Here is an 18,852-nt window from a genome sequence, read left to right as displayed (position 1 = left end):
CGAGCCACATGCGCCGGGATGCCTCGCCAGGGCTTCAGTCCGCGCGCGCGCCCGAGGCCTGCACGACGCCGCCCCACTTCGCGCGCTCGGCGATGATGAAGGCACCGAAGGCTGCGCCGAAGCGATCGCCGGGCTCGGCGCCCGCCTGGGCGAAGCTCCCGCGCAGCGCCGGGTCGGCCAGCACGCGCGCGATCGCCTGCTCCAGCCGCGCCAGCACGGCGGGCTGGGTCGCGGCCGGCGCGACTAGGCCGAACCACGCTTCCGCGTCGAAGCCGGGCAGGCCAGATTCCGCGACGGTCGGCAGTTCGGGCAGGGCCGCGGCGCGACGCGCGCCGGCCACCGCCAGGCCGCGCACCCGGCCGTCTCGCACCTGCGGCAGGGCGGCGGGCATGTTGTCGAACATCATCTGGATCTGCCCGCCGACGAGGTCCGTCATCGCCGGCGCCGCGCCCCGGTAAGGGACATGGATGATGTCGATTCCCGCCATAGTCTTGAGCAGCTCCCCGGCCAGGTGGTTGGTGCTGCCGTTGCCGGAGGAGCCGAAGGCGATCCGCCCAGGCTGCTGCCGCGCCAGCGCAATCAGCTCGGCCACGCTGCGGGCGGCGACCTGCGGGTGGACCATCAGCACGATCGGCACGCTAGCGATCAGCGCGACCGGCGCGAAATCGCGCGCTGGATTGTAGGGCATGGTGCGGAACAGGTGCTCGTTAATCGCGAGCGGCCCAGGCGCCGTCAACAGCAGCGTGGTGCCGTCCGGCGCGGCCTTGGCCACCGCATCCGCCCCCACATTCCCGCCGGCGCCGCCACGGTTCTCCACCACCACGGGTTGGCCGAGCGGCTCGCGCAGCGTCTCGGCGAGCTGGCGGGCGATAATGTCGTTCGACCCGCCTGGCGGGAAGGGCACGATGATGCGGATCGCTCCGCCCTGCGCGCGCAGTGACGGCGCGGCGAGCACGGCGGGAAGCGCGAGGGCGAGACGGCGGGTGAGCATGCGGTTTCCTCCGTTGATTTCGCTGGTGTTGTGCACATCGCGGCGCGGCTGGAAAGGGTGCCGCCTTGGCTGGTGGGCGAGCATCTGATCCCAGATCGGCGTGTTCCGTCAGCGGTGGCCCAATCAGGCCGACCAGCACCGGCTCCGGCAACGCGTTCCCACGCGCCGCCCCTGCGGCCGAGTTCGCTTGCAGCGTCAGCCGCCGGCCCTTCAGCGAGACGGTGCCCAGCACGAGTGACGGGGCAGGCTATCACGCCCGGCAAGCCGCGAAATGAGGCCAGCAACTTTCGCTGTTCGTCGCGAGTGGAGGGCCATACGCCCCACCAACTCTGCCACCTTTCCGCCGCAAAAACCCGAGGTCTTCCGCGGCATTCAACCTGGCGGGTAAATCGCCCAAGTCGCCAGGTTCGGAGAAGCCGGGGCCGGAGAGAGGCGTTTTTGGCCCTCGTTCCGCCTGCGCATCCGCCAGCCCACGCGCAGAACCCGCGGAAAACCTGCGCCTCACGGCGCCGGCATGCTTCCGGGAGAGAGTTCGTTAGGGCGTGAGGTGGCGTCCCGTACGGGATTCGAACCCGTGCTGCCAACGTGAAAGGCTGGTGTCCTAGGCCTCTAGACGAACGGGACGTGCCTGGGCCCGACGCGTATGGCGGCACCGCCGTAAAGGGTCAAGACCGCCCTGACGTCGTCGAGTCGGCCACAAGCGCTCGGCATCGATGCCGGCTCGGCATCGCGCCAAGCCGCGTCTGCAGCGCTGCCGTCGTCAGCAGCACCGGCGCGATCGAGACGGCGCCGACCAGCAGCCGCGGCGCGCGTCGGTGGAGCATGGCGCAAAGCCCGGCCAGTCGCATCCCGCCGGCGACCGCGGCGGACCAGCAGGCATGATGGCGCGCGGCTGGATCGCCGGCGTCGATCGCTGCTGCGGCGGCGAGGCCTGAGGCCAATGCCATCGCCACCCCGTCCCCACAAAAGGAGGGAATGACGGCCGCCTGGTCACCGACCCGGAACGGCCCCCCCCCGCGATGGCGAAAGCCGTACGGGACGCCAGCGACAGCCAGCGGACGCCCAAGCGCGGAGCGAAGGCCGGCAAGCAGGCTCTCCGCCAGGGCCGAACCCCGCGCCACATGTGCCATGAGCGCCTCCGCCGACCGCGCGGCGGCGGCCACGCCAGGCGTACGGGGATCGAGCGCGGCGCACAGATTGGCACCGCCACCAGGCCGGGGCTGCAACCCGGCATACCCGCCGCGGCAACTCAGCAGCGCCACGGTCGCCGGCAGGCTGCCATGCAGCGGCAGCTTGAGACCCAGGGCGCCGCCGGCAGAGCCACGCGAAAGGCCGCGAAGGTCGTGCTTCCCGGTGGCGAGCACCAGCCGCGACGCCTCCACCACCTCGCCCGAGCCCAGGCGCAGCTGCCATCCTGCCCCGGCCTCCTGCGCGCTCGCGACAGCTGCGCCGAGCCGGACCTCGGCGCCGGCCTCGCGCGCCCGGCACAGCAGCGCGGCGTCGAGCGTGGCACGCGGCAGCCCCCAGGCCGCGAAGGGCAGCGCGGCTTCGGCCTGCCAGCGACCGGCCGCAAGCACCGCATGCCGGATCGGCACCGCACCCAGCGCCTCGAGCTCGATACCGAGCCCGGCCAGCAGCCGGGCGGCATCCGCACCGAGGAATTCGCCGCACACCTTCTCGCTCACCGCCGCATCGCGCTCCAGCAGCAGCGGCGGGCGACCGGCACGGGCCAGGGCGATGGCCGTCGCCGCGCCCGCAGGCCCGCCGCCGACCACGACGACGCGGCTCACGCGCCCGGCCCGGAGACAGCCCAGCGGAAGGGCAGGATCCATCGGATTGTAGCCGACACCTCGGCCCCGGCGACCAGGCGTCCCCAGTCGGCCCGGTCGAAGCCGCGCATCACGGAGACCGGACCGTCATGCGTGACCATGGGGTGCATCCGCAGCAGCCGCGTGCCGGCCCACACCGCAGCCCAGGGCAGCCAATGGCGGTGAAGATCCAGGATAAGCCAGCGGCGCTCTGCATGCACCGGCAGCCAGCGCAGGAAGCGGACCAGCGCCGCATCCTCCAGATGGTGCGCGAACAGGCTGCAGGTCACCACGTCGAAGCGTCGATCGGCCGGCAGGTCGAACAGGTCGCAGGTGATCCACTGCGCCGGCGTGCCGCTCGCCATCGCATGCCGCTCCGCCCAGGGACTGCGGTCCAGGCCCCAGAGGTCGAGCGTGATCCCGCGCCGCTGCCCCCAGCGCGCCACAGCCCGCAGCGCATCGCCGCCGCCCGCCCCGACATCCAGCAGCGACAGGCTGCGAAGCCCCTGCTCCGAGACCAGCCGATCGAGGAAGCGCAGCAGCGGGGCATGGGCGAAGGTGAGCTTGTTGAGCCGCTCCAGCCCGTCCAGCGCGGCCGCGAAGTCGCCCTCGGACTGGCCGGGGTCGTCCATGATCTCCTCGGCCATGACGCGGGGCATGGGAGTTCAGCCGCCCGTCGAGAAGCGCATCGCCTCGGCCGACAGCCCGGGCCCGAAGGCGAGCGCGCAGCCCCGCCGGCCGGGCACGGCGGCGCGCATCATCGCCGCCAAAACGAACATCACGGTGGCCGAGGACATGTTGCCATGCGCGCGCAGCACCGCGCGGCTTTCCGCCAGCGCGCCCTGCGGCAACGCAAGCCCGTGCTCGACCGCATCCAGGATCGTGCGGCCGCCCGGATGCACGGCCCAGAGATCCACGTCGGCCGCCGCTCCCCCTTCCAGCATCTCCGCCTGCCAGTCCGGAAGGGCGTGGGCCAGGGTGACGGGCACCATGCCCGACAGCGTCATGTCGAAGCCGTCGTCACCGATGCGCCAGGTGATCATCCCGCCGGCCTCCGGAAGCACGACGCTGCGGAAGCCGTCGATCCGCAGGCCCTCGGGCTGGGCGCTGACCAGCGCGGCCGCGCAGCCATCGGCGAACAGCAGGAAGCAGAGCAGCTGCTCCAGCGCCGCCGTGCCCTGCAGATGCAGGGTGCACAGCTCGATGCAGACCACCAGCACCCGCGCGCCCGGCTCGCTCCGCACGATGTGCCAGGCCAGCTTCAGGGCGTTCAGCGCAGCCTGGCATCCCATGAAGCCGACCATGGTGCGCTCGACGCCCCGCGGCAGGCCGTGCCGCTCCACCAGGTGACGGTCCAGGCCCGGCGCGACGAAGCCCGTGCACGTGGCGACGACGAGATGCGTGATCCCGGCTGCCTCCCGATCCAGCCCCAACCGGGCGAAGGCGGCCTCGGCCAGCAGCGGCGCTTCGGCTTCGTAGCGGGCCATGCGGGCGCGAGTCGTGGGAAAGCCTGAGCCGGCGCGATAGAAGCCGCAGGCCGTGCCGGATCCCTGCGGCTCCGACGCCTCGAGCACCGAGTAGCGGCGATCGATGTCGGATCGCGCGGCCATGCGGGCGAAGGCGGCGCGGTCGCGGTCGCCTTGCGCCTGTCCGGCGGCGAAGGCCCGGAAGGCCCCGTGCACCTCGTGACGGGGCACGGCGGTGGCGATGCGGTTGATGAAGACGTCGGCCATCCCCGGAGTGTGGGGTGGCGCGGCGCGGTGGAAAGCCCCGCGCCGTTCACGCCTCGACCAGACGGCGAACGATCAGGCGTTGCCGTTCAGGTAGTCCATCGCCGCCAGCACGCCACCCGCCTTGTAGGGGATTCCGGCGGCCTTCAGGCCCATCTCCACCCCGCCCAGGGTGCCGACCAGCTGCAGATCGCCGAAATCGCCGAGATGACCGATGCGGAACACCCGGTCGTTCAGCTGCCCCAGGCCGTTGCCCAGGCTCATGTTGAACTTCTCCAGGATGGTCGCGCGCAGCGCGTTCGCGCTGTGCCCCTCCGGTAGGCGCACCGCGGTGAGGGCGGAGGAATAGTGCCTGGGCTCCGCGCACTGGATCTCGAAGCCCCAATGTCGCACCGCGCGCCGCGTCGCCTCGGCGTGCCGGTCGTGGCGGGCGAAGACGTTCTCCAGCCCTTCCGCCATCAGCATGTCGATGGCGGTGTCGAGCGCGTAGAGCATGTTGGTCGCGGGCGTGTAGGGGAAGTAGCCGGTGGCGTTGGCCGCCAGCATCGGCTTCCAGTCCCAGAAGGCGCGTGGCAGCTTCGCCGTCTCGCTGGCCTTCAGCGCCTTCTCGCTGACCGCGTTGAAGGACAGGCCCGGCGGCAGCATCAGGCCCTTCTGCGACCCGGCCACGGTGACGTCCACGCCCCACTCGTCATGACGGTAGTCAATGCTGGCCAGGGAGGAGATGGTGTCCACCAGCAGCAGCGCGGGGTGGCCGGCGGCATCCATCGCCTTGCGCACCTCGTCGATGCGGCTGGTGCAGCCGGTGCTGGTTTCGTTGTGGACGACGCAGACGGCCTTGATGCTGTGGGACCTGTCCTCGCGCAGCTTCTCCTCGATCGCCGCGACATCGGCGCCACGGCGCCAATCCGTGCGGATGTAGTCGGGCACCAGTTGCAGCCGCGTGGCCATCTCGTGCCACAGATGCGCGAACCAGCCGGTCTCGCACATCAGCACGCGGTCGCCGGGCGAGAGGGTGTTGACCAGCGCCGCCTCCCAGGCCCCGGTGCCGGAGGCCGGGTAGATCACCACATGCCCCTGTGTCTTGAAGACCGCCCGCACCTTCTCCAGCAGCGCCTTGCCCATGCGGCCGAAATCCGGGCCGCGATGGTCCATCGTGGGGTTGTCCATGGCCCGCAGCACGCGGTCGGGCACGTTGGTCGGGCCCGGGATCTGCAGGAAGTGACGGCCGGCGACGGGCTTGGACTGGAAATAGGCCATGACGTGGACGGTTTTCCCTCGGTTCGCCGGGGCTTATGCCCGCCCGGGCGCGCCACGGGCAATATGCCGCCCGCCGGGGAGGGGTAGCGCCGCGCTGCGCCATCCTGCATCACGCCGCCCAAGCCCCGCGGCCGGACCCGGCCGCCCGGAGATGCCGGAACGCCGATGAACGCCCCTGCCCTGCTTCACCGCCCCGCCCAGGACACCCGCCTCGCCGACCGGCTGCGCCGGGAGACCCAAGGCGAGGTGCTGTTCGGCGCCGGCGACCGTGGCCGCTACGCGACCGATGCCTCGATCTACCAGATGGAGCCGGTCGGCGTGCTGGTGCCGCACAGCGCCGAGGACGTCGCCACCGCCATGGCGATCTGCCGGGAGGAGGGAGTGCCCGTTCTGCCGCGGGGCGGCGGCACCAGCCAGTGCGGCCAGACGGTCAATCGCGCCCTGGTGATGGACTGCACCAAGCATCTGCGCCGAGTCCTCTCCGTGGAGGGCGACACCGCCCGGGTGGAGCCCGGCATCACCCTGGGTGCGCTGAACGAGGCGCTGAAGCCCAGGGGACTGTTCTTCCCGGTGGATCCCTCAACCTGGGCGCGCTGCACCATCGGCGGCATGGCGGGCAACAATTCCTGCGGGTCGAAGTCCATCCGCTACGGTCTGATGGCCGACAATGTCCGCGCCATCGACGCCATCCTGGCCGACGGCACGCGCTTCGCCTTCGGGGACCTGCCTGACAATCTCGGCCCGGACGTTCCGCCGCCGGTCGCCGACCTCGTCGCCAAGCTGCGCGCCATCGGCGTGCGGGAGGCCGAGGAGATCGCGGCGAAGTTCCCGCAACAGCTCCGTCGCGTCGGCGGCTACAACCTGGACGCGCTGACGCCCGATGCACGGGCGGTCGCGCCGGCAGGCGCGCGGGGTGACGGGTCGCGCGCGAGCCTTGCGCGGCTGCTGGTGGGCAGCGAGGGCACGCTGGCCTTCTCGGCGGCGCTGGACCTGAAGCTCTGGCCGATCAAGCCGCGCAAGGTGCTGGGCATCTGCCAGTTCCCGTCCTTCCGCCGCGCCATGGAGGCCTCGAAGCACCTCGTCACGCTGGATCCGGAAGCGGTGGAGCTCGTGGACCGGACGATGATCGACCTCGGCCGCTCCATCCCGATCTATCGCAGCACCATCGACCGCATCCTGATCGGCGAGCCGGACTCGCTCCTGATTGTCGAGTTCCACGGGCAGGAGGACGCGCCGCTGCTGCGGCAGCTCGACCGGCTGGAGGAGATGATGGGCGACCTCGGCCTGCCGGGCCAAGTGGTGCGCGTGACCGACGCCGCCTTCCAGGCCCAGGTGGCGGAGGTGCGGGAGGCCGGACTCAACATCATGATGAGCATGAAGGGGGACGGAAAGCCGGTCTCCTTCATCGAGGACTGTGCCGTCGCGCTGGAGGACCTGGCCGACTACACGGAGCGGCTGAACGACGTCTTCGCGAGGCACGGCACCGTCGGCACCTGGTATGCGCATGCCAGCGTCGGCTGCCTGCATGTGCGGCCCGTGCTGAACATGAAGTCCGGCGAGGACGTGCGGAAGATGCGCGCCATCGCGGAGGAATGCTTCGCCCTGGTGCGCGAGTACAAGGGCAGCCATTCCGGCGAGCATGGCGACGGCATCGTCCGCTCCGAGTTCAACGAGCCGATGTTCGGCGCCCGCATCGCCCGCGCCTTCGAGCATGTGAAGGACGCCTTCGACCCGGGCACGCCGGCGCTGCCGCATGGGCTGCTGAACCCGAACCGCATCGTGCATCCGCCGCGCATGGATGACCGGACGCTGTTCCGCTACGGCCCGGACTACGCGGCGGATGCGCGAATCACGCCTGCGCTGGACTGGTCGGCCTGGGCCGGCGGACAGGGAGACACCACGCGCGGCCTGCTCGGCGCGGTGGAGATGTGCAACAACAACGGCACCTGCCGGAAGTTCGATGCCGGCACGATGTGCCCGTCCTACCGCGCCACGCGCGACGAGGCGCATGTCACCCGCGGCCGCGCCAACACGCTGCGCCTCGCGCTGACCGGACAGATTGCCGGCGGACTGGCCGGCGACGCGGTGGCGGAGGCGCTGTCGCTCTGCGTGGCCTGCAAGGGCTGCCGGCGCGAATGCCCGACCGGCGTGGACATGGCGAAGATGAAGATCGAGGCGGCCAACGCGCGCAACGCCGCGCGAGGCGTGGCACTCAAGGACCGGCTGGTCGCGACCATGCCGCGCTGGGCGCCCTGGGCCGCGATGCTGGCGCCCCTCGTCAACTGGCCCGCGATGATCCCCGGGGCGAAGGTGCTGCTCGGCTTCGCCGACCGCCCCCTGCCCCGCTTCCGGCGCGACGCCTTCCACGATTGGGAGTGCCGGGAGCCGGATGGCCGCGCCAACGAGGTCATCCTGCTGCCCGACCTGTTCAACCGCTACTTCGAGCCGGAGAACCTGCGCGCCGCGCTGCGCGTCCTGCGCGCCGCCGGCGCCGATCCCGCCATCGCGCGCCCACCGCGTGGCACGCGGCCCCTGGACGACGGCCGGACGTATCTCGCAGCCGGCATGGTGGCCGAGGCGCGCGCCGAGGCGCAGCGCACGCTGGACGCGCTGTCGCGCTGGGACAGCCCCGTGCTGGGGCTCGAACCCTCCTGCCTGATGACGCTGCGCGACGAGTTCCTGGCGCTGGTGCCGGGACCCGCAGCGGAGGCGCTGGCGGCACGGGCGAAGCTCGTCTCGGAATGGCTGGCGGAGACGAAGCCCGCGCTGTCGCTGAAGCCGGTCGGGGACGAAGCGCATATCCACGGCCATTGTCACCAGAAGGCGTTCGGCGCCTTCCCTGCCGCGGTCGCGGCGCTGACGCGCATTCCCGGCCTGAAGGTGGTTCCGATCACCTCCTCCTGCTGCGGCATGGCCGGCGCCTTCGGCTACGAGGCGGCGAACCTGCCCGTCAGCAAGGCCATGGCGGAACTCGCGCTGCTGCCGCATCTCCGCAAGACTGGCGCGCAGGCCTTCGTCATTGCCGACGGCACCTCCTGCCGGCACCAGATCGGCGACCTGGCGGGGCGCGAGGCGATCCACTCCATTCGGCTCCTTGACCGGGCGCTGGCATGAGCGGCGACATCGACAGACTGATCGCCTTCTGGTTCGCGGATGGCGAGCACAGCTTCCGGCAGGCCTGGTTCACCCGGGACGACGCATTCGACGCCGCCTGCCGCGACGGCTTCGGCGACCTGGTCGTCCCGGCGCGGGAGGGTGCGCTGGACGGCTGGGCGACGACGCCGCGCGGCGCGCTGGCGCTCCTGCTGCTGCTCGACCAGTTCCCGCGCAACCTGTTCCGCGGCAGCGCCCAGGCCTTCGCCAGCGACGCGCATGCCCGCGACGTCGCGCGCCGCGCCGTGCTGCGCAACGGGTTCGACCTGGCGCTGCCGCCGACTGCGCGGATCTTCCTCTACCTGCCCTTCGAGCATGGCGAGGCGCCGGCCGACCAGGACCTTTCGGTGGCGCTGTTCGAGGGGCTGCGGGACATCCCCGCCCATGCCGCGCCGAACGGCACCATCGACTACGCCTGGCGGCACCGCGCGGTCATCCTGCGCTTCGGACGCTTCCCGCACCGCAACGCCGCGCTGGGGCGGGAGAATACGCCGGCGGAACGTGCCTGGCTGGACGCGGGGGGCGGCTTCTGACCCAATCGGGGCGGGAAGCCTGCGCCGATGGAACACCTCATCAAGCAGCTGACGGAATGGGTTGCCGTGGCGGTCGAAGCGGCGGCGGTGCTGGTGATCGGCGCCGCGACGCTCGGCGCCGCCTGGCGGGTCGTGCAGGTCTGGCTCGGCGGTGGCGATGGCGTGGAGGCCGGCATCGAAGGGCTGCGCCTCCGCCTCGCGCGCTGGCTGGCGGTGGCGCTGGAATTCACGCTGGCGGCCGACATCCTGCGCACGGCTGTCGCGCCAAGCTGGGACGACATCGGCAAGCTCGCCGCCATCGCAGCGCTGCGCACGCTGCTGAACTTCTTCCTCCAGCGCGAGATCGAAGTCGCGGCGCGGCAGCCGGCTCCGCCGCACTGACGTTCCGCCTGCGACGACGACGCGACCGCGCCCGGCTTCGGCGGGTGCGGTCCGGGCGATCGCCGTTCAGCTGTCCAGCACCAGGCCGAGGTCGCGGATCAGCGTGCCCCAGATGGCCGTCTCGCCCTGGATCAGCGCGGCGAAGGATGCGGCATCGCCGGGCAGCGGCGTCAGCCCGATGCCACGCAGCCGGTCCGCCACGGCGGGGTCGGTGACCGCCGCGCGGATCGCCGCGCCGAGGCGGGCCACCACCGCATCCGGCGTGCCGGCCGGCGCGACGACGCCCTGCCAGGAGTAGATATCGTTCCCGGGAAAGCCGGATTCCGCCAGGGTCGGCAGATCAGGCAGCAGCGCCATCCGCGTCGGCGCGGTGGCGGCCAGCGGGCGGACGCGGCCGGCCTCGAAATGCGGCGCGCCCGAGGCGTAGTCGATGAACATCGCCTGCGCGATCCCGGCGACCAGGTCGGTCACCGCCGGCGCACCGCCGCGATAGGGCACATGCGTCAGGTTGAGGCCGAGGTTACGCGCGAAGCGCTCCGTCGCGAGATGCGAGGGCGAGCCGATGCCGGGCGAGGCGAAGTTCAGGCGCCCGGGCTGCGCGCGTGCCATGGCGACCAACTCCGCCACGTTCTGCACCGGCAGTCCTGGGTGCACGGCCAGCACGAAGTTGAAGGTGGCCGTCGTCGCCACCGGCTTCAGGTCGTTGATGGGGTGGTAGGGCAGCCGCCGGAACCCTGCAGGGTTGATCACCAGCGCGGTCATGTCGGCCGACAGCACCGTGTAGCCATCGGGGGCGGACCGCGCGACGGCTTCGGTCGCGATGACCGTCGCGCCGCCCGGCCGATTCTCCACCAGCACCTGCTGGCCCAGCGGGCCGGAAATCGCCGCCGCGATGGTGCGGGCCAGAAAATCGGAGCCGCCACCCGGCGGATAGGGCACGATCCACCGCACCGGACGCGTCGGCCAGGCCTGCGCGAAGGCGGGCAGCGGCAGGGCAAGCAGGCCGGCGCCGAGCGCGCGGCGGCTGAAGCGGGGGATCATCCGGTCGGTCCTGGCAGGGCGTTCGGCACGACGCGGACGCGCCGCATGCAGCAGGATGCGCGCCGGCACCGGGCCGGGCAAGCGGCGTCAGCCGCCGAGCGCGGCCGCCACCGCCGGCGCGAACCCCCGGAATTCCGCGGCGCGCGTGCTCCTCGGGCCGGTCAACGCCAGGACGCGGCCGGGAGTCGCCGCGCCTTCGACGTGGCGGAGCTGCTGCGGGCTTGGGAGGATCATCGCGCGGACCTCGATGAGCGCTGCGCTGGCCATCCGACGACACGGCGCGGTCCACGGTGGCGGCGGGCGGCACGCCCCAGCCCGAACAGATGAACACGGCGTGAGGGCCGCCGCGGGGCGACGCGAAGGCGGCTGCCGCAGGCGCCTGCTGGCGAAGCTGCGCGCCCATCAGACGACCCGAACCCGGCGGCGCGCCGGATTCTTTGCTACCTCTTCACGCATGGCGGGTCGGACGCCCATGCCCGCGCGCTGTCCGTCGGGATGCTGACCAGCGTGGACATGAAAAAGATGCTGCCCATTTGAATCGGCAGCCGGAGCAGATACGGGAGCGCCGCCCCTTCCTGGAGGAAAGCTGGCACCGCAGGTTCTACCGATTCTCACGCGGCGACCACGACGAGGTCCGTGCGATCTGGCATGGTGACGCGCTGGACGGCTCAGACCCACCCGAGGTGCGCGATGGGCCGCCGGAGGTGCTGCCAGAGGCCTTCGTCCCGGATTACCATCCGCACAGCATCATTGATCTTTAAGAAGGCGGCCTCGTGCAACGCTGCCGCTACGCGGATGCCGGATAAGCGGATGTCGGGTCGACCGGTGCGGAATGGGCGCGACAGGGATTGAACCTGTGACCCCCACCGTGTCAAGGTGGTGCTCTCCCGCTGAGCTACGCGCCCGCGCGCTCCGGCGACGGCGCGTTCCTACCCTTCCTGCCGAAGGCACGCAACCCCGGGTCGCGGCAGATCGAGGCCGGCGGCGGATCCACCGGATCGTCATCGCGTCGCCATGGCGGGGATGACAAGCACGGTCCGGCTATGGCTTCATCACGGGGCGCATGGACCTGCCGCTGCCCTCCCCTGCCGAGATCGACGCGCCGCCGCCCTTCCGCGTCGTGCGGCCGCGCGCCCAGACCGTGCCGCTGATCTTCGCCTCGCCACATAGTGGGGCTTACTACAGCGCCGATTTCCTGGCGGAGGCCCGCCTCGACCCGGTCTCGCTCCGCCGTAGCGAGGACAGCTTCGTCGACGAGCTCTTCGCCGCAGCCCCCACCTATGGCGCGCCGCTCCTCACCGCCACATTCCCGCGGGTCTTCTGCGATGCGAACCGCGAACCCTGGGAACTCGATCCCGGCATGTTCGACGGGCCGCTGCCGCCCTGGGTCAACAGCGCATCGCCCCGGGTCGGCGCCGGGCTCGGCACCATCGCCCGGGTGGTCGCTACAGGCGAGCCCGTCTACCGCAACAAGCTGGCGTTCTCGGAGGCAGAGGCGCGCGTGCGGGACTACTGGCAGCCCTACCACGCCGCCCTGGCTGCCCTGATCGCCGAGACGCGCGGTGCATTCGGCCGCTGCCTGCTGCTCGACTGCCATTCCATGCCGAGTCATCCGGTCCACGGATCGCCACCGGCGGATTTCGTCCTGGGCGATGCGCATGGCACCTCCTGCGCGCCGCGGGCGACCCGCCTGGTGGAAGACACGCTGGTCGGGCTGGGCTACCGGATCCGCCGCAACGATCCCTATGCCGGCGGCTACGTCACGCGGCACTACGGCGCCCCGCGGGAGGGCGTGCACGTGCTCCAGATCGAGATCGCACGGCGCCTCTACATGGACGAAGCGAGGGTGCAGCGCGCGCCGGGCATGGGCGCGCTGCAGCGCGACCTCCGGCAACTCATGGCAGTGCTCGCGGGCGCGGACTGGTCGTTCCTGGGCCGCTGACCTGCCCCCGAAAAAAAAGCGGCGGTGCCTTGCGGCACCGCCGAGTTTAGGGAGGAAACGTCCAAGAAAGACAGCGGGTGGATGAACCACCGTGCTGCGCTGCACAAAATAGGGGTCGCACCCCAGGCGCGCAAGGCGTTTTTTGCGGTGCAGCAGAAATGGGGGCATGCGTTACGCGCATGTCACGCCATCGGGTCAGTAGCTTAACAGACGTAACGCATCCCGGGCAGGAACTCGCCGCGGATCGCCACCGCGCTGCCGGCCATGGACGGTCGGCACGCCGCGCCAGGCGCGGCCGACCGGTCTGCCGCGCTCCGGCGGGCGCCCAGCGCTGACCAGCAGCCCGGCAGCATGTCCGCGCGGTCGGCCTTGGGCGTTGAACGGTTCGGCATGGCGAACCTCCGGCCTGAAGGCGCCGAGATTGCGCAACATCGGTCAATCGCGCCTCCCTTGCGCGACGGCAACGAACCGGCGATCCCTGCGCGCCACACGTGCCCGAGAACCGCAATGCCGAAAAGCTGGGACGAGAAATATCGCGACGCCAAGCCGCCGCATGTGACGGTGCTGGCGAAGGCCTTCGCCGGGGTCGGGGTTGGCGAAAGGCTGTTCATCGCAGCGCCGGCGCTGCTGGACGCGCGCATCCGCGCCATTCCGCCCGGCCGCACGCTGGATCCTGTCGCGCTGCGCGCCGACCTGGCGCGCGAGCACGGCGCGACCGCGACCTGCCCGACCTCCACCGCGATCTTCCTGCGCATCGTCGCGGAACGTGCACTGGAACGCCTGGACAGCGACCCGACACCCTTCTGGCGCGTGATCGCGCCGGACTCCCCGCTCGCGCGCAAGCTTTCCTGCGGGCCCGACTTCATCCGCCATCGGCGGTCGCTGGAGGCCGAGCCCGCGATCGCCCTGAGTGTGCACACCAAAGGTGGGCACGGCGAAGGGCGTGAATCGCCGGGCCAGAGAAGCGAGACCGGCGTAGCCCTGAACACAGTCAGGGCTACGCCGGTCTAGACAGCAGGCAGCCGCACGTCCGGGGTGGAAGCGGCTCTCTCCGGGCCGCTTCGCGTGCCGGGCCCTCAGTAGCTCCGCGGCATGCCGAGCACGTGCTCGCCGATGTAGCTCAGGATCAGGTTCGTGCTGATCGGCGCCACCTGGTAGAGCCGCGTCTCCCGGAACTTGCGCTCGATGTCGTACTCCTCGGCGAAGCCGAAGCCGCCATGGGTGTTCACGCAAGCCTCGCCTGCCGCCCAACTGGCCTCGGCGGCAAGCATCTTGCCCATGTTCGCCTCCTCGCCGCAGGCCTCGCCGCGCTCGAACTTCGCCAGGCCCTTCTGTACGATCGCCTCCGCCGCGCGCATCTGGGCGTAGGCGCGGGCGATCGGGAACTGCACGCCCTGGTTCGCCCCGATCGGGCGGCCGAACAGCACGCGCTCCTTCGCGTAGCTGCGCGCCTTCTCGATGAACCACTTGGCGTCGCCGATGCACTCGGCGGCGATCAGCAGGCGCTCGGCGTTCATGCCGTCCAGGATGTAGCGGAAGCCCCTGCCCTCCTGGCCGACCAGGTTCTCGGCCGGCACCTCCATGTTGTCGAAGAAGACCTCGCAGGAATTGTGGTTCATCATCGTGCGGATCGGACGGATGGTGAGGCCCTTCCCCAGCGCCTGACGCATGTCCACGATGAAGGTGGAGAGCCCCTCGGTCTTCTTCTTCACCTGGTCGCGCGGCGTGGTGCGGGCCAGCAGCAGCATCAGGTCGGAGTGCTCGGCGCGGCTGGTCCAGATCTTCTGGCCGTTGACGACGTAGCGGTCGCCCTCCCGCCGCGCCGTGGTGCGCAGCGCGGTGGTGTCGGTTCCGCTGGTCGGCTCGGTCACGCCGAAAGCCTGCAGGCGCAGCTCGCCGCGCGCGATGGCCGGCAGGTAGGCCGCTTTCTGCCCCGCGCTGCCGTGCCGCAGGATGGTACCCATGATGTACATCTGCGCATGGCAGGCTGCTCCGTTGCAGCCGCTGGCCTGGATCTCCTCGAGGATCGCCGCCGCACCCGAGAGCGGCAGGCCGGCGCCGCCGAACTCCTCCGGGATCAGCGCGGCGAGCCAGCCGGCCTCGGTCAGCGCCTGGACGAACTCGGTCGGGTAGCCACGCCGCGCATCCAACTCGCGCCAGTATTCGCCGGGGAATCGGGCGCAGAGCTTGCGGACCTCCGCGCGGATCTCCGCATGGGGGTCGGCTTCGGCGGGCGTGTGGTGGTCCATCGGCGGCGCTCCTCGTGCGCGGCGATTAGGGCGCGGGGCGCCTCAGCGCAACAGCGGCAGCACGCTGGCCGCCAGCAGCAAGCCCATCGCGATGTTGAAGCGCCGCAACGCGCGCGGATTGTTCAGCACGCGCCGCGCGCCGGCGCCCAGCCCGGCCCAGACCAGCAGGCAGGGCATGGAGACAGCGCCGAACACCAGCGCGACGGCGATGACCTGCGGCAACAGCGGCTCCCCGGCGCGGGTGAAGCCCGCCGGGGCCGCGCCGGCCAGCATCCAGGCCTTCGGGTTCACCCACTGGAACAGCGCCGCCTGGACGAAGCCCATCGGCGGCGCCGGCGGGCCCTCCCCGGGCGGCGGGGCCGTCGCGATCTTCCAGGCAAGCCAGAGCAGCCAGGCGACGGCCACGGCCTGCAGCAGGCCATGGACCGTCGGGCTGGCCGCCATCGGCCCGGCCAGACCCAGCCCGACCAGCGCGATCATCGCCGTGAAGCCGAAGGTGATGCCGAGCATGTGCGGCATGACGCCGCGCACCCCATGGCCCGCCGCGCCGGCAGCGACCATGAGCACGTTCGGGCCCGGCGTGACCGAGCCGGCGATGGCGAAGCCCAGCAGCGGAAGCCAATCGGGCATGACCCGCAGTTAGGTCAGCGTCACTGACCTTGTCAACAGCTCCACCTGATCACGCCTTGTGGCGTGTCACCAGCCGTCCCGGCCGCTCCCCCGTGGCGCCGGCGCCGTGGCGGAACGTCGGCACGCCATTGGTCCAGACCTCCTCGATCCCGATCGAAGGCAGCTTCGGGTTCTCGAAGGTGGCGGCGTCGATCACCGTGGCGGGGTCGAACAGAACCAGGTCGGCATAGGCGCCTTCCCTCAGGATGCCGCGGTCCACGATGCCGTAGGCCTCGGCGCAGCGGCCGGTCATCTTGTGGATCGCCGTCTCCATGCTGAACAGGCCGAGCCCCCGCGCGTAATGGCCCAGCACGCGCGGGAAGGTGCCCCAGAGCCGCGGATGCGGATGCGCGTCATGCGGAATGCCGTCGCTGCCGATCATGGACATCGGATGCGCCATGATCCGCTGGACGTCGTCCTCGTCCATCTGGAAGCTGATCTGGCCGGCCGGCAGCAGCTGTTCCGCCGCGGCCTTGATGTCCGTGTTCCAGCCCCGCGCGATCTCGTGCAGGTAGCGGCCGGCCATCTCAGGGTGCGGGATGGACCAGGTGATCATCACCTTCACATCCTCCCGCAGCCGGTCGGGCATCAGCACGGTGGACCCGGCGGGATAGGGATAGACGTCGAAGGCCACCTGCTGCGTCCGCGCATAGGCCTCCAGCAGCGGCAGCGTCTGGATGGACCGGCCGTAGTTCTCCGGCAGGGAGCATTTGTGGTGGCTGATCTGCACCTGCACGCCCGCGCGCTTGCCGATCTCCATCGTCTCCTCGATGGCGGCCAGGATGTGGTGGCTCTCGTCGCGCATATGGGTCGAGTAGAGCCCGTCGAAGGGCTTCAGCGCCTCGGTGATCGCAACCACCTCGTCGGTCGTCGCATGCATGTTGGGCGGGTAGTAGAGCCCGGTGGAGAAGCCCGAGGCACCTTCCGCCATCGCCTGCTTCACCCGCTGGTGCATGTGGTGGATCTCGCTGTCCTTCGCGGCGCGATAGACGTCGCCGTCCATCGCCTCCACCCGCAGGGTCTGGTTGCCGACCAGGGCGTAGGTGTTGACCTCCGACCCACGGCTGTTGATGGCGTGGGCGTAATCGCCGAAGTCGCCGTATCTCCACCAGCCCTCAGCCCCCACCAGGTCGAGCGGCGGCGGCGGGGTGCGCTTGAAGCGCGCCGGGGCGAGCGACACGCCGCAGCAGCCGCAGACCACCGTGGTGACGCCCTGGCTGATCTTGCAGAGCGTTCCCTCAGGCCCCATCAGCACGGCCCTGTCGTCATGCGTGTGCGCATCGATGAAGCCGGGCGCGACCGCCTTGCCGGTGGCGATCACCTCGCGGTCCGCGCTCGCGCCGCCGAGGTCGCCGACCGCGGCGATCCGGTCGCCGGTGACGCCGATGTCGCCCACGCGGCGCGGCCCGCCCGTGCCGTCGAACAGCGTGGCGTCGCGGATGATGAGGTCGCAGCGCAGGGCCATGGGGCGCAATCCCGTCCGTTCGTGTCCCGCGGATCATGGCAAGCGGCCGCGCCGCGCGGAAGGGAGCCGGCCCGCGCCGGGTGCGTTCCCGCCCTGCGAGGAGACGCCATGACCGAACGCCAGACGCCGCCTGACCCGACCGGTGCGCAGGAGAGGATGAACAGCGCTGACCCGACGAGCGCGAACACGGCCGGGAAGGTCCAGCGCGCCGGTGTGACGCGCAACCCCAAGGCGAAAGTACCGTCGGACCTCTACCCCGACCCGCCCGGGGTGACGGAGGAGACGAAAGGGGCGCCGGACGACTGAGTGGCGCCGAGGGCAGGCATGATGCCCTCCACCAGCAGCGTGTGGAGCTCGTGGACCTGGCCGTTGGCCCGCGGCGCCGCCGGGTCGGAGGTCATGACGACGCTGAGGCCAAGGCCCGGCAGCACATACGCCATCTGCCCGCCATAGCCCCAGGCGAAGAAGACCGATTGGCCGCGCGCCTCCGCGATCCACCAGCCCAGGCCGTAGAGCTGGCCACTCCAGGCGGAGCGGGCCTGGGGATGCCAGGCTTGGCGGACGAAATCCTCCGGTACGACCTGTCTGCCGCGATGAACGCCCCCGTTCCGCCAGCATTCGGCGAAGGCGAGCAACGCGCGCGGGCTCATCAGCATCTCGTTGCCACCGAAATGCACGCCCTCGGGGGCGCGCGGCCAGTCGGGGATGGCGATGACAAGCGGCGCGCCCAGCCAGTCCTGCGCCAGACGGTGCAGGCTGCGGCCGCTGGCCCGCGCCAGCACGGCGCCGAGAATGTGGCTCGTCCCGGTGGAGTAGATCATCCGGCCGCCGGGCTCGTCCTCCATCGGGCGGGACAGCGCGAAACGCAACCAGTCGCGGGAGGAGACCCAGCGGCCGTAGTTCTGGCCCGAGGTGCGCTCGAGCCCCGCGCGCATCGCGAGCAGCTGGCGGATGGTGATCCCGCCGACGCGCGGATCGGCTTCGGGCGGGACGGCGCGGCCGAGGATGGGGCCGATCGGCTGATCGAGCCTGTCCAGCACGCCACGCGACACCGCGATGCCGGCCAGCGTCGCCAGCACGGTCTTCGACGCCGACTTGATGTTGGCGGGACGATCCAGTCCGGCGCCCCGGAAGGCGCGCTCCAGCACGGGCGTGCCGTTGCGCGCTACGATCAGCGTGCGGAGGTGCGGCAGCTCCGCCGCCATCGCGGCTGCCTCGCCGAGTGCCGGCGCTGCCTGGCCGAGTGCCGGCAGCGGCAGCGCCAGCGCCACCAGGGCGCGACGGGCAAGGGCGGGTTGCATCGGCGCAGCATGCCACGCCGCCGGCGCCCGCGGAGCGCAGCCATCGATCACGTCACATTCGGTGACGTCGCCGGGGCGACATGCGAGGCTGGCCACGAAGCCGCACGGAGCCACGCGATGCGCGCTGTCCTTCTTGCCATCCTGCTCGGCCTGCCGGCCGCGCCGGCGCTGGCCGTGCTCGCCTGCCCGGAGCGGCTGGAGGAGATCCCGCCCGCGCCCTTCGAGCGCCAGGGGCTCGGCGCCGGGCGTGGCGCGGGGACACCGCTGCGCGAGGTCTGGCTGATCGACGGCGTGCCCGGCGACGAGGCCGCCGGCGCGCCCGCGCTGCT

Annotated in this window: 17 protein-coding genes and 2 tRNA genes; 7 read left to right on the top strand and 12 right to left on the bottom strand. The window is 71.5% G+C overall.

From position 1 onward, the window contains the following. Window positions 1-34 precede the first annotated feature (34 nt). The 6 genes from OZN99_RS03695 to OZN99_RS03670 all read right to left on the bottom strand — a co-directional run bounded on the left by OZN99_RS03695 (window position 35) and on the right by OZN99_RS03670 (window position 5,789). Window positions 35-991 (bottom strand): tripartite tricarboxylate transporter substrate binding protein, encoded by a 957-nt coding sequence (locus OZN99_RS03695; protein ID WP_270933821.1) that lies wholly within the window; start codon window positions 989-991, stop codon window positions 35-37. A gap of 548 nt (window positions 992-1,539) precedes the next feature. Next, window positions 1,540-1,615: transfer RNA gene (locus tag OZN99_RS03690), tRNA-Glu, on the bottom strand. Window positions 1,616-1,656: 41 nt separating this feature from the next. Continuing rightward, a complete protein-coding gene (locus tag OZN99_RS03685) occupies window positions 1,657-2,781 on the bottom strand; it encodes an NAD(P)/FAD-dependent oxidoreductase (protein ID WP_270933820.1) in 1,125 nt (374 codons plus the stop codon). Then, window positions 2,778-3,458 (bottom strand): methyltransferase domain-containing protein, encoded by a 681-nt coding sequence (locus OZN99_RS03680; RefSeq protein WP_270933819.1) that lies wholly within the window; start codon window positions 3,456-3,458, stop codon window positions 2,778-2,780. Before OZN99_RS03680 ends, OZN99_RS03685 begins: the two co-directional genes overlap by 4 nt. Before the next feature lie 6 nt (window positions 3,459-3,464). Further along, complete coding sequence (locus OZN99_RS03675) at window positions 3,465-4,532, bottom strand: type III polyketide synthase (RefSeq protein ID WP_270933818.1); 1,068 nt, start codon at window positions 4,530-4,532, stop codon at window positions 3,465-3,467. 72 nt (window positions 4,533-4,604) lie between these two features. Continuing rightward, a complete protein-coding gene (locus tag OZN99_RS03670) occupies window positions 4,605-5,789 on the bottom strand; it encodes a pyridoxal-phosphate-dependent aminotransferase family protein (RefSeq protein ID WP_270933817.1) in 1,185 nt (394 codons plus the stop codon). A gap of 165 nt (window positions 5,790-5,954) precedes the next feature. On the opposite strand from OZN99_RS03670, the gene OZN99_RS03665 reads away from it, so the two are divergent. Genes OZN99_RS03665 through OZN99_RS03655 form a run of 3 tightly spaced genes read left to right on the top strand, consistent with a single transcriptional unit; the run spans window position 5,955 to window position 9,856 of the window. Continuing rightward, window positions 5,955-8,903 carry an FAD-binding and (Fe-S)-binding domain-containing protein gene (locus tag OZN99_RS03665; protein WP_270933816.1) on the top strand — a complete coding sequence of 983 codons (2,949 nt, stop codon included), beginning with the start codon at window positions 5,955-5,957 and terminating at the stop codon, window positions 8,901-8,903. Further along, complete coding sequence (locus tag OZN99_RS03660; RefSeq protein ID WP_270933815.1) at window positions 8,900-9,475, top strand: DUF924 family protein; 576 nt, start codon at window positions 8,900-8,902, stop codon at window positions 9,473-9,475. The genes OZN99_RS03665 and OZN99_RS03660 overlap by 4 nt, the downstream gene beginning before the upstream one ends. 27 nt (window positions 9,476-9,502) lie before the next feature. Further along, window positions 9,503-9,856, top strand: a complete 354-nt coding sequence (locus OZN99_RS03655) for a DUF1622 domain-containing protein (RefSeq protein WP_270933814.1) — start codon at window positions 9,503-9,505, stop codon at window positions 9,854-9,856. Window positions 9,857-9,922: 66 nt separating this feature from the next. On the opposite strand, the gene OZN99_RS03650 is transcribed toward OZN99_RS03655, so the two are convergent. Both OZN99_RS03650 and OZN99_RS03645 read right to left on the bottom strand, forming a co-directional pair. Continuing rightward, window positions 9,923-10,897, bottom strand: coding sequence for a Bug family tripartite tricarboxylate transporter substrate binding protein (locus tag OZN99_RS03650; RefSeq protein ID WP_270933813.1), 975 nt, complete (start codon window positions 10,895-10,897; stop codon window positions 9,923-9,925). 833 nt (window positions 10,898-11,730) lie between these two features. Continuing rightward, window positions 11,731-11,802: transfer RNA gene (locus OZN99_RS03645), tRNA-Val, on the bottom strand. A 158-nt stretch (window positions 11,803-11,960) separates the two neighbouring features. Between OZN99_RS03645 and OZN99_RS03640 the strand changes: the two genes are divergently transcribed. Continuing rightward, complete coding sequence (locus OZN99_RS03640; RefSeq protein WP_270933812.1) at window positions 11,961-12,839, top strand: N-formylglutamate amidohydrolase; 879 nt, start codon at window positions 11,961-11,963, stop codon at window positions 12,837-12,839. Between the two features lie 351 nt (window positions 12,840-13,190). Beyond that, complete coding sequence (locus OZN99_RS03635; protein WP_270933811.1) at window positions 13,191-13,850, top strand: hypothetical protein; 660 nt, start codon at window positions 13,191-13,193, stop codon at window positions 13,848-13,850. Between the two features lie 65 nt (window positions 13,851-13,915). On the opposite strand, the gene OZN99_RS03630 is transcribed toward OZN99_RS03635, so the two are convergent. Genes OZN99_RS03630 through OZN99_RS03620 form a run of 3 tightly spaced genes read right to left on the bottom strand, consistent with a single transcriptional unit; the run spans window position 13,916 to window position 17,222 of the window. After that, window positions 13,916-15,088 carry an acyl-CoA dehydrogenase family protein gene (locus OZN99_RS03630; protein ID WP_270933810.1) on the bottom strand — a complete coding sequence of 391 codons (1,173 nt, stop codon included), beginning with the start codon at window positions 15,086-15,088 and terminating at the stop codon, window positions 13,916-13,918. Window positions 15,089-15,130: 42 nt separating this feature from the next. Then, window positions 15,131-15,718, bottom strand: coding sequence for a LysE family translocator (locus tag OZN99_RS03625; RefSeq protein WP_270933809.1), 588 nt, complete (start codon window positions 15,716-15,718; stop codon window positions 15,131-15,133). Between the two features lie 49 nt (window positions 15,719-15,767). After that, window positions 15,768-17,222 carry an N-acyl-D-amino-acid deacylase family protein gene (locus tag OZN99_RS03620; RefSeq protein WP_270933808.1) on the bottom strand — a complete coding sequence of 485 codons (1,455 nt, stop codon included), beginning with the start codon at window positions 17,220-17,222 and terminating at the stop codon, window positions 15,768-15,770. Window positions 17,223-17,330: 108 nt separating this feature from the next. Between OZN99_RS03620 and OZN99_RS03615 the strand changes: the two genes are divergently transcribed. After that, window positions 17,331-17,528: a hypothetical protein gene (locus tag OZN99_RS03615; protein ID WP_270933807.1), complete on the top strand. Its 198-nt coding sequence runs from the start codon at window positions 17,331-17,333 to the stop codon at window positions 17,526-17,528. Here OZN99_RS03615 and OZN99_RS03610 read toward each other — a convergent pair. After that, window positions 17,474-18,523, bottom strand: coding sequence for a serine hydrolase domain-containing protein (locus OZN99_RS03610; RefSeq protein ID WP_270933806.1), 1,050 nt, complete (start codon window positions 18,521-18,523; stop codon window positions 17,474-17,476). The two genes, OZN99_RS03615 and OZN99_RS03610, sit on opposite strands and share 55 nt — an antisense overlap. A 117-nt stretch (window positions 18,524-18,640) precedes the next feature. On the opposite strand from OZN99_RS03610, the gene OZN99_RS03605 reads away from it, so the two are divergent. Beyond that, window positions 18,641-18,852: hypothetical protein (locus OZN99_RS03605; protein ID WP_270933805.1), on the top strand; the 212-nt coding region annotated here is incomplete at its 3' end.

It is taken from the genome of Falsiroseomonas oryzae (assembly GCF_027856955.1).
GTDB lineage: Bacteria > Pseudomonadota > Alphaproteobacteria > Acetobacterales > Acetobacteraceae > Falsiroseomonas > Falsiroseomonas oryzae.
Note: the sequence above shows the minus strand (reverse complement) of the source record. Positions and strands in the feature narration are given on the sequence as shown.

Bases quoted from the DNA above. Each gene is read 5' to 3' on its own strand.
- OZN99_RS03695 (WP_270933821.1), bottom strand. From the start codon at position 991: ATGCTCACCCGCCGTCTCGCCCTCGCGCTTCCCGCCGTGCTCGCCGCG.
- OZN99_RS03680 (WP_270933819.1), bottom strand. From the start codon at position 3,458: ATGCCCCGCGTCATGGCCGAGGAGATCATGGACGACCCCGGCCAGTCC.
- OZN99_RS03675 (WP_270933818.1), bottom strand. From the start codon at position 4,532: ATGGCCGACGTCTTCATCAACCGCATCGCCACCGCCGTGCCCCGTCAC.
- OZN99_RS03670 (WP_270933817.1), bottom strand. From the start codon at position 5,789: ATGGCCTATTTCCAGTCCAAGCCCGTCGCCGGCCGTCACTTCCTGCAG.
- OZN99_RS03665 (WP_270933816.1), top strand. From the start codon at position 5,955: ATGAACGCCCCTGCCCTGCTTCACCGCCCCGCCCAGGACACCCGCCTC.
- OZN99_RS03660 (WP_270933815.1), top strand. From the start codon at position 8,900: ATGAGCGGCGACATCGACAGACTGATCGCCTTCTGGTTCGCGGATGGC.
- OZN99_RS03655 (WP_270933814.1), top strand. From the start codon at position 9,503: ATGGAACACCTCATCAAGCAGCTGACGGAATGGGTTGCCGTGGCGGTC.
- OZN99_RS03650 (WP_270933813.1), bottom strand. From the start codon at position 10,897: ATGATCCCCCGCTTCAGCCGCCGCGCGCTCGGCGCCGGCCTGCTTGCC.
- OZN99_RS03640 (WP_270933812.1), top strand. From the start codon at position 11,961: ATGGACCTGCCGCTGCCCTCCCCTGCCGAGATCGACGCGCCGCCGCCC.
- OZN99_RS03635 (WP_270933811.1), top strand. From the start codon at position 13,191: ATGTCCGCGCGGTCGGCCTTGGGCGTTGAACGGTTCGGCATGGCGAAC.
- OZN99_RS03630 (WP_270933810.1), bottom strand. From the start codon at position 15,088: ATGGACCACCACACGCCCGCCGAAGCCGACCCCCATGCGGAGATCCGC.
- OZN99_RS03625 (WP_270933809.1), bottom strand. From the start codon at position 15,718: ATGCCCGATTGGCTTCCGCTGCTGGGCTTCGCCATCGCCGGCTCGGTC.
- OZN99_RS03620 (WP_270933808.1), bottom strand. From the start codon at position 17,222: ATGGCCCTGCGCTGCGACCTCATCATCCGCGACGCCACGCTGTTCGAC.
- OZN99_RS03615 (WP_270933807.1), top strand. From the start codon at position 17,331: ATGACCGAACGCCAGACGCCGCCTGACCCGACCGGTGCGCAGGAGAGG.
- OZN99_RS03610 (WP_270933806.1), bottom strand. From the start codon at position 18,523: ATGCAACCCGCCCTTGCCCGTCGCGCCCTGGTGGCGCTGGCGCTGCCG.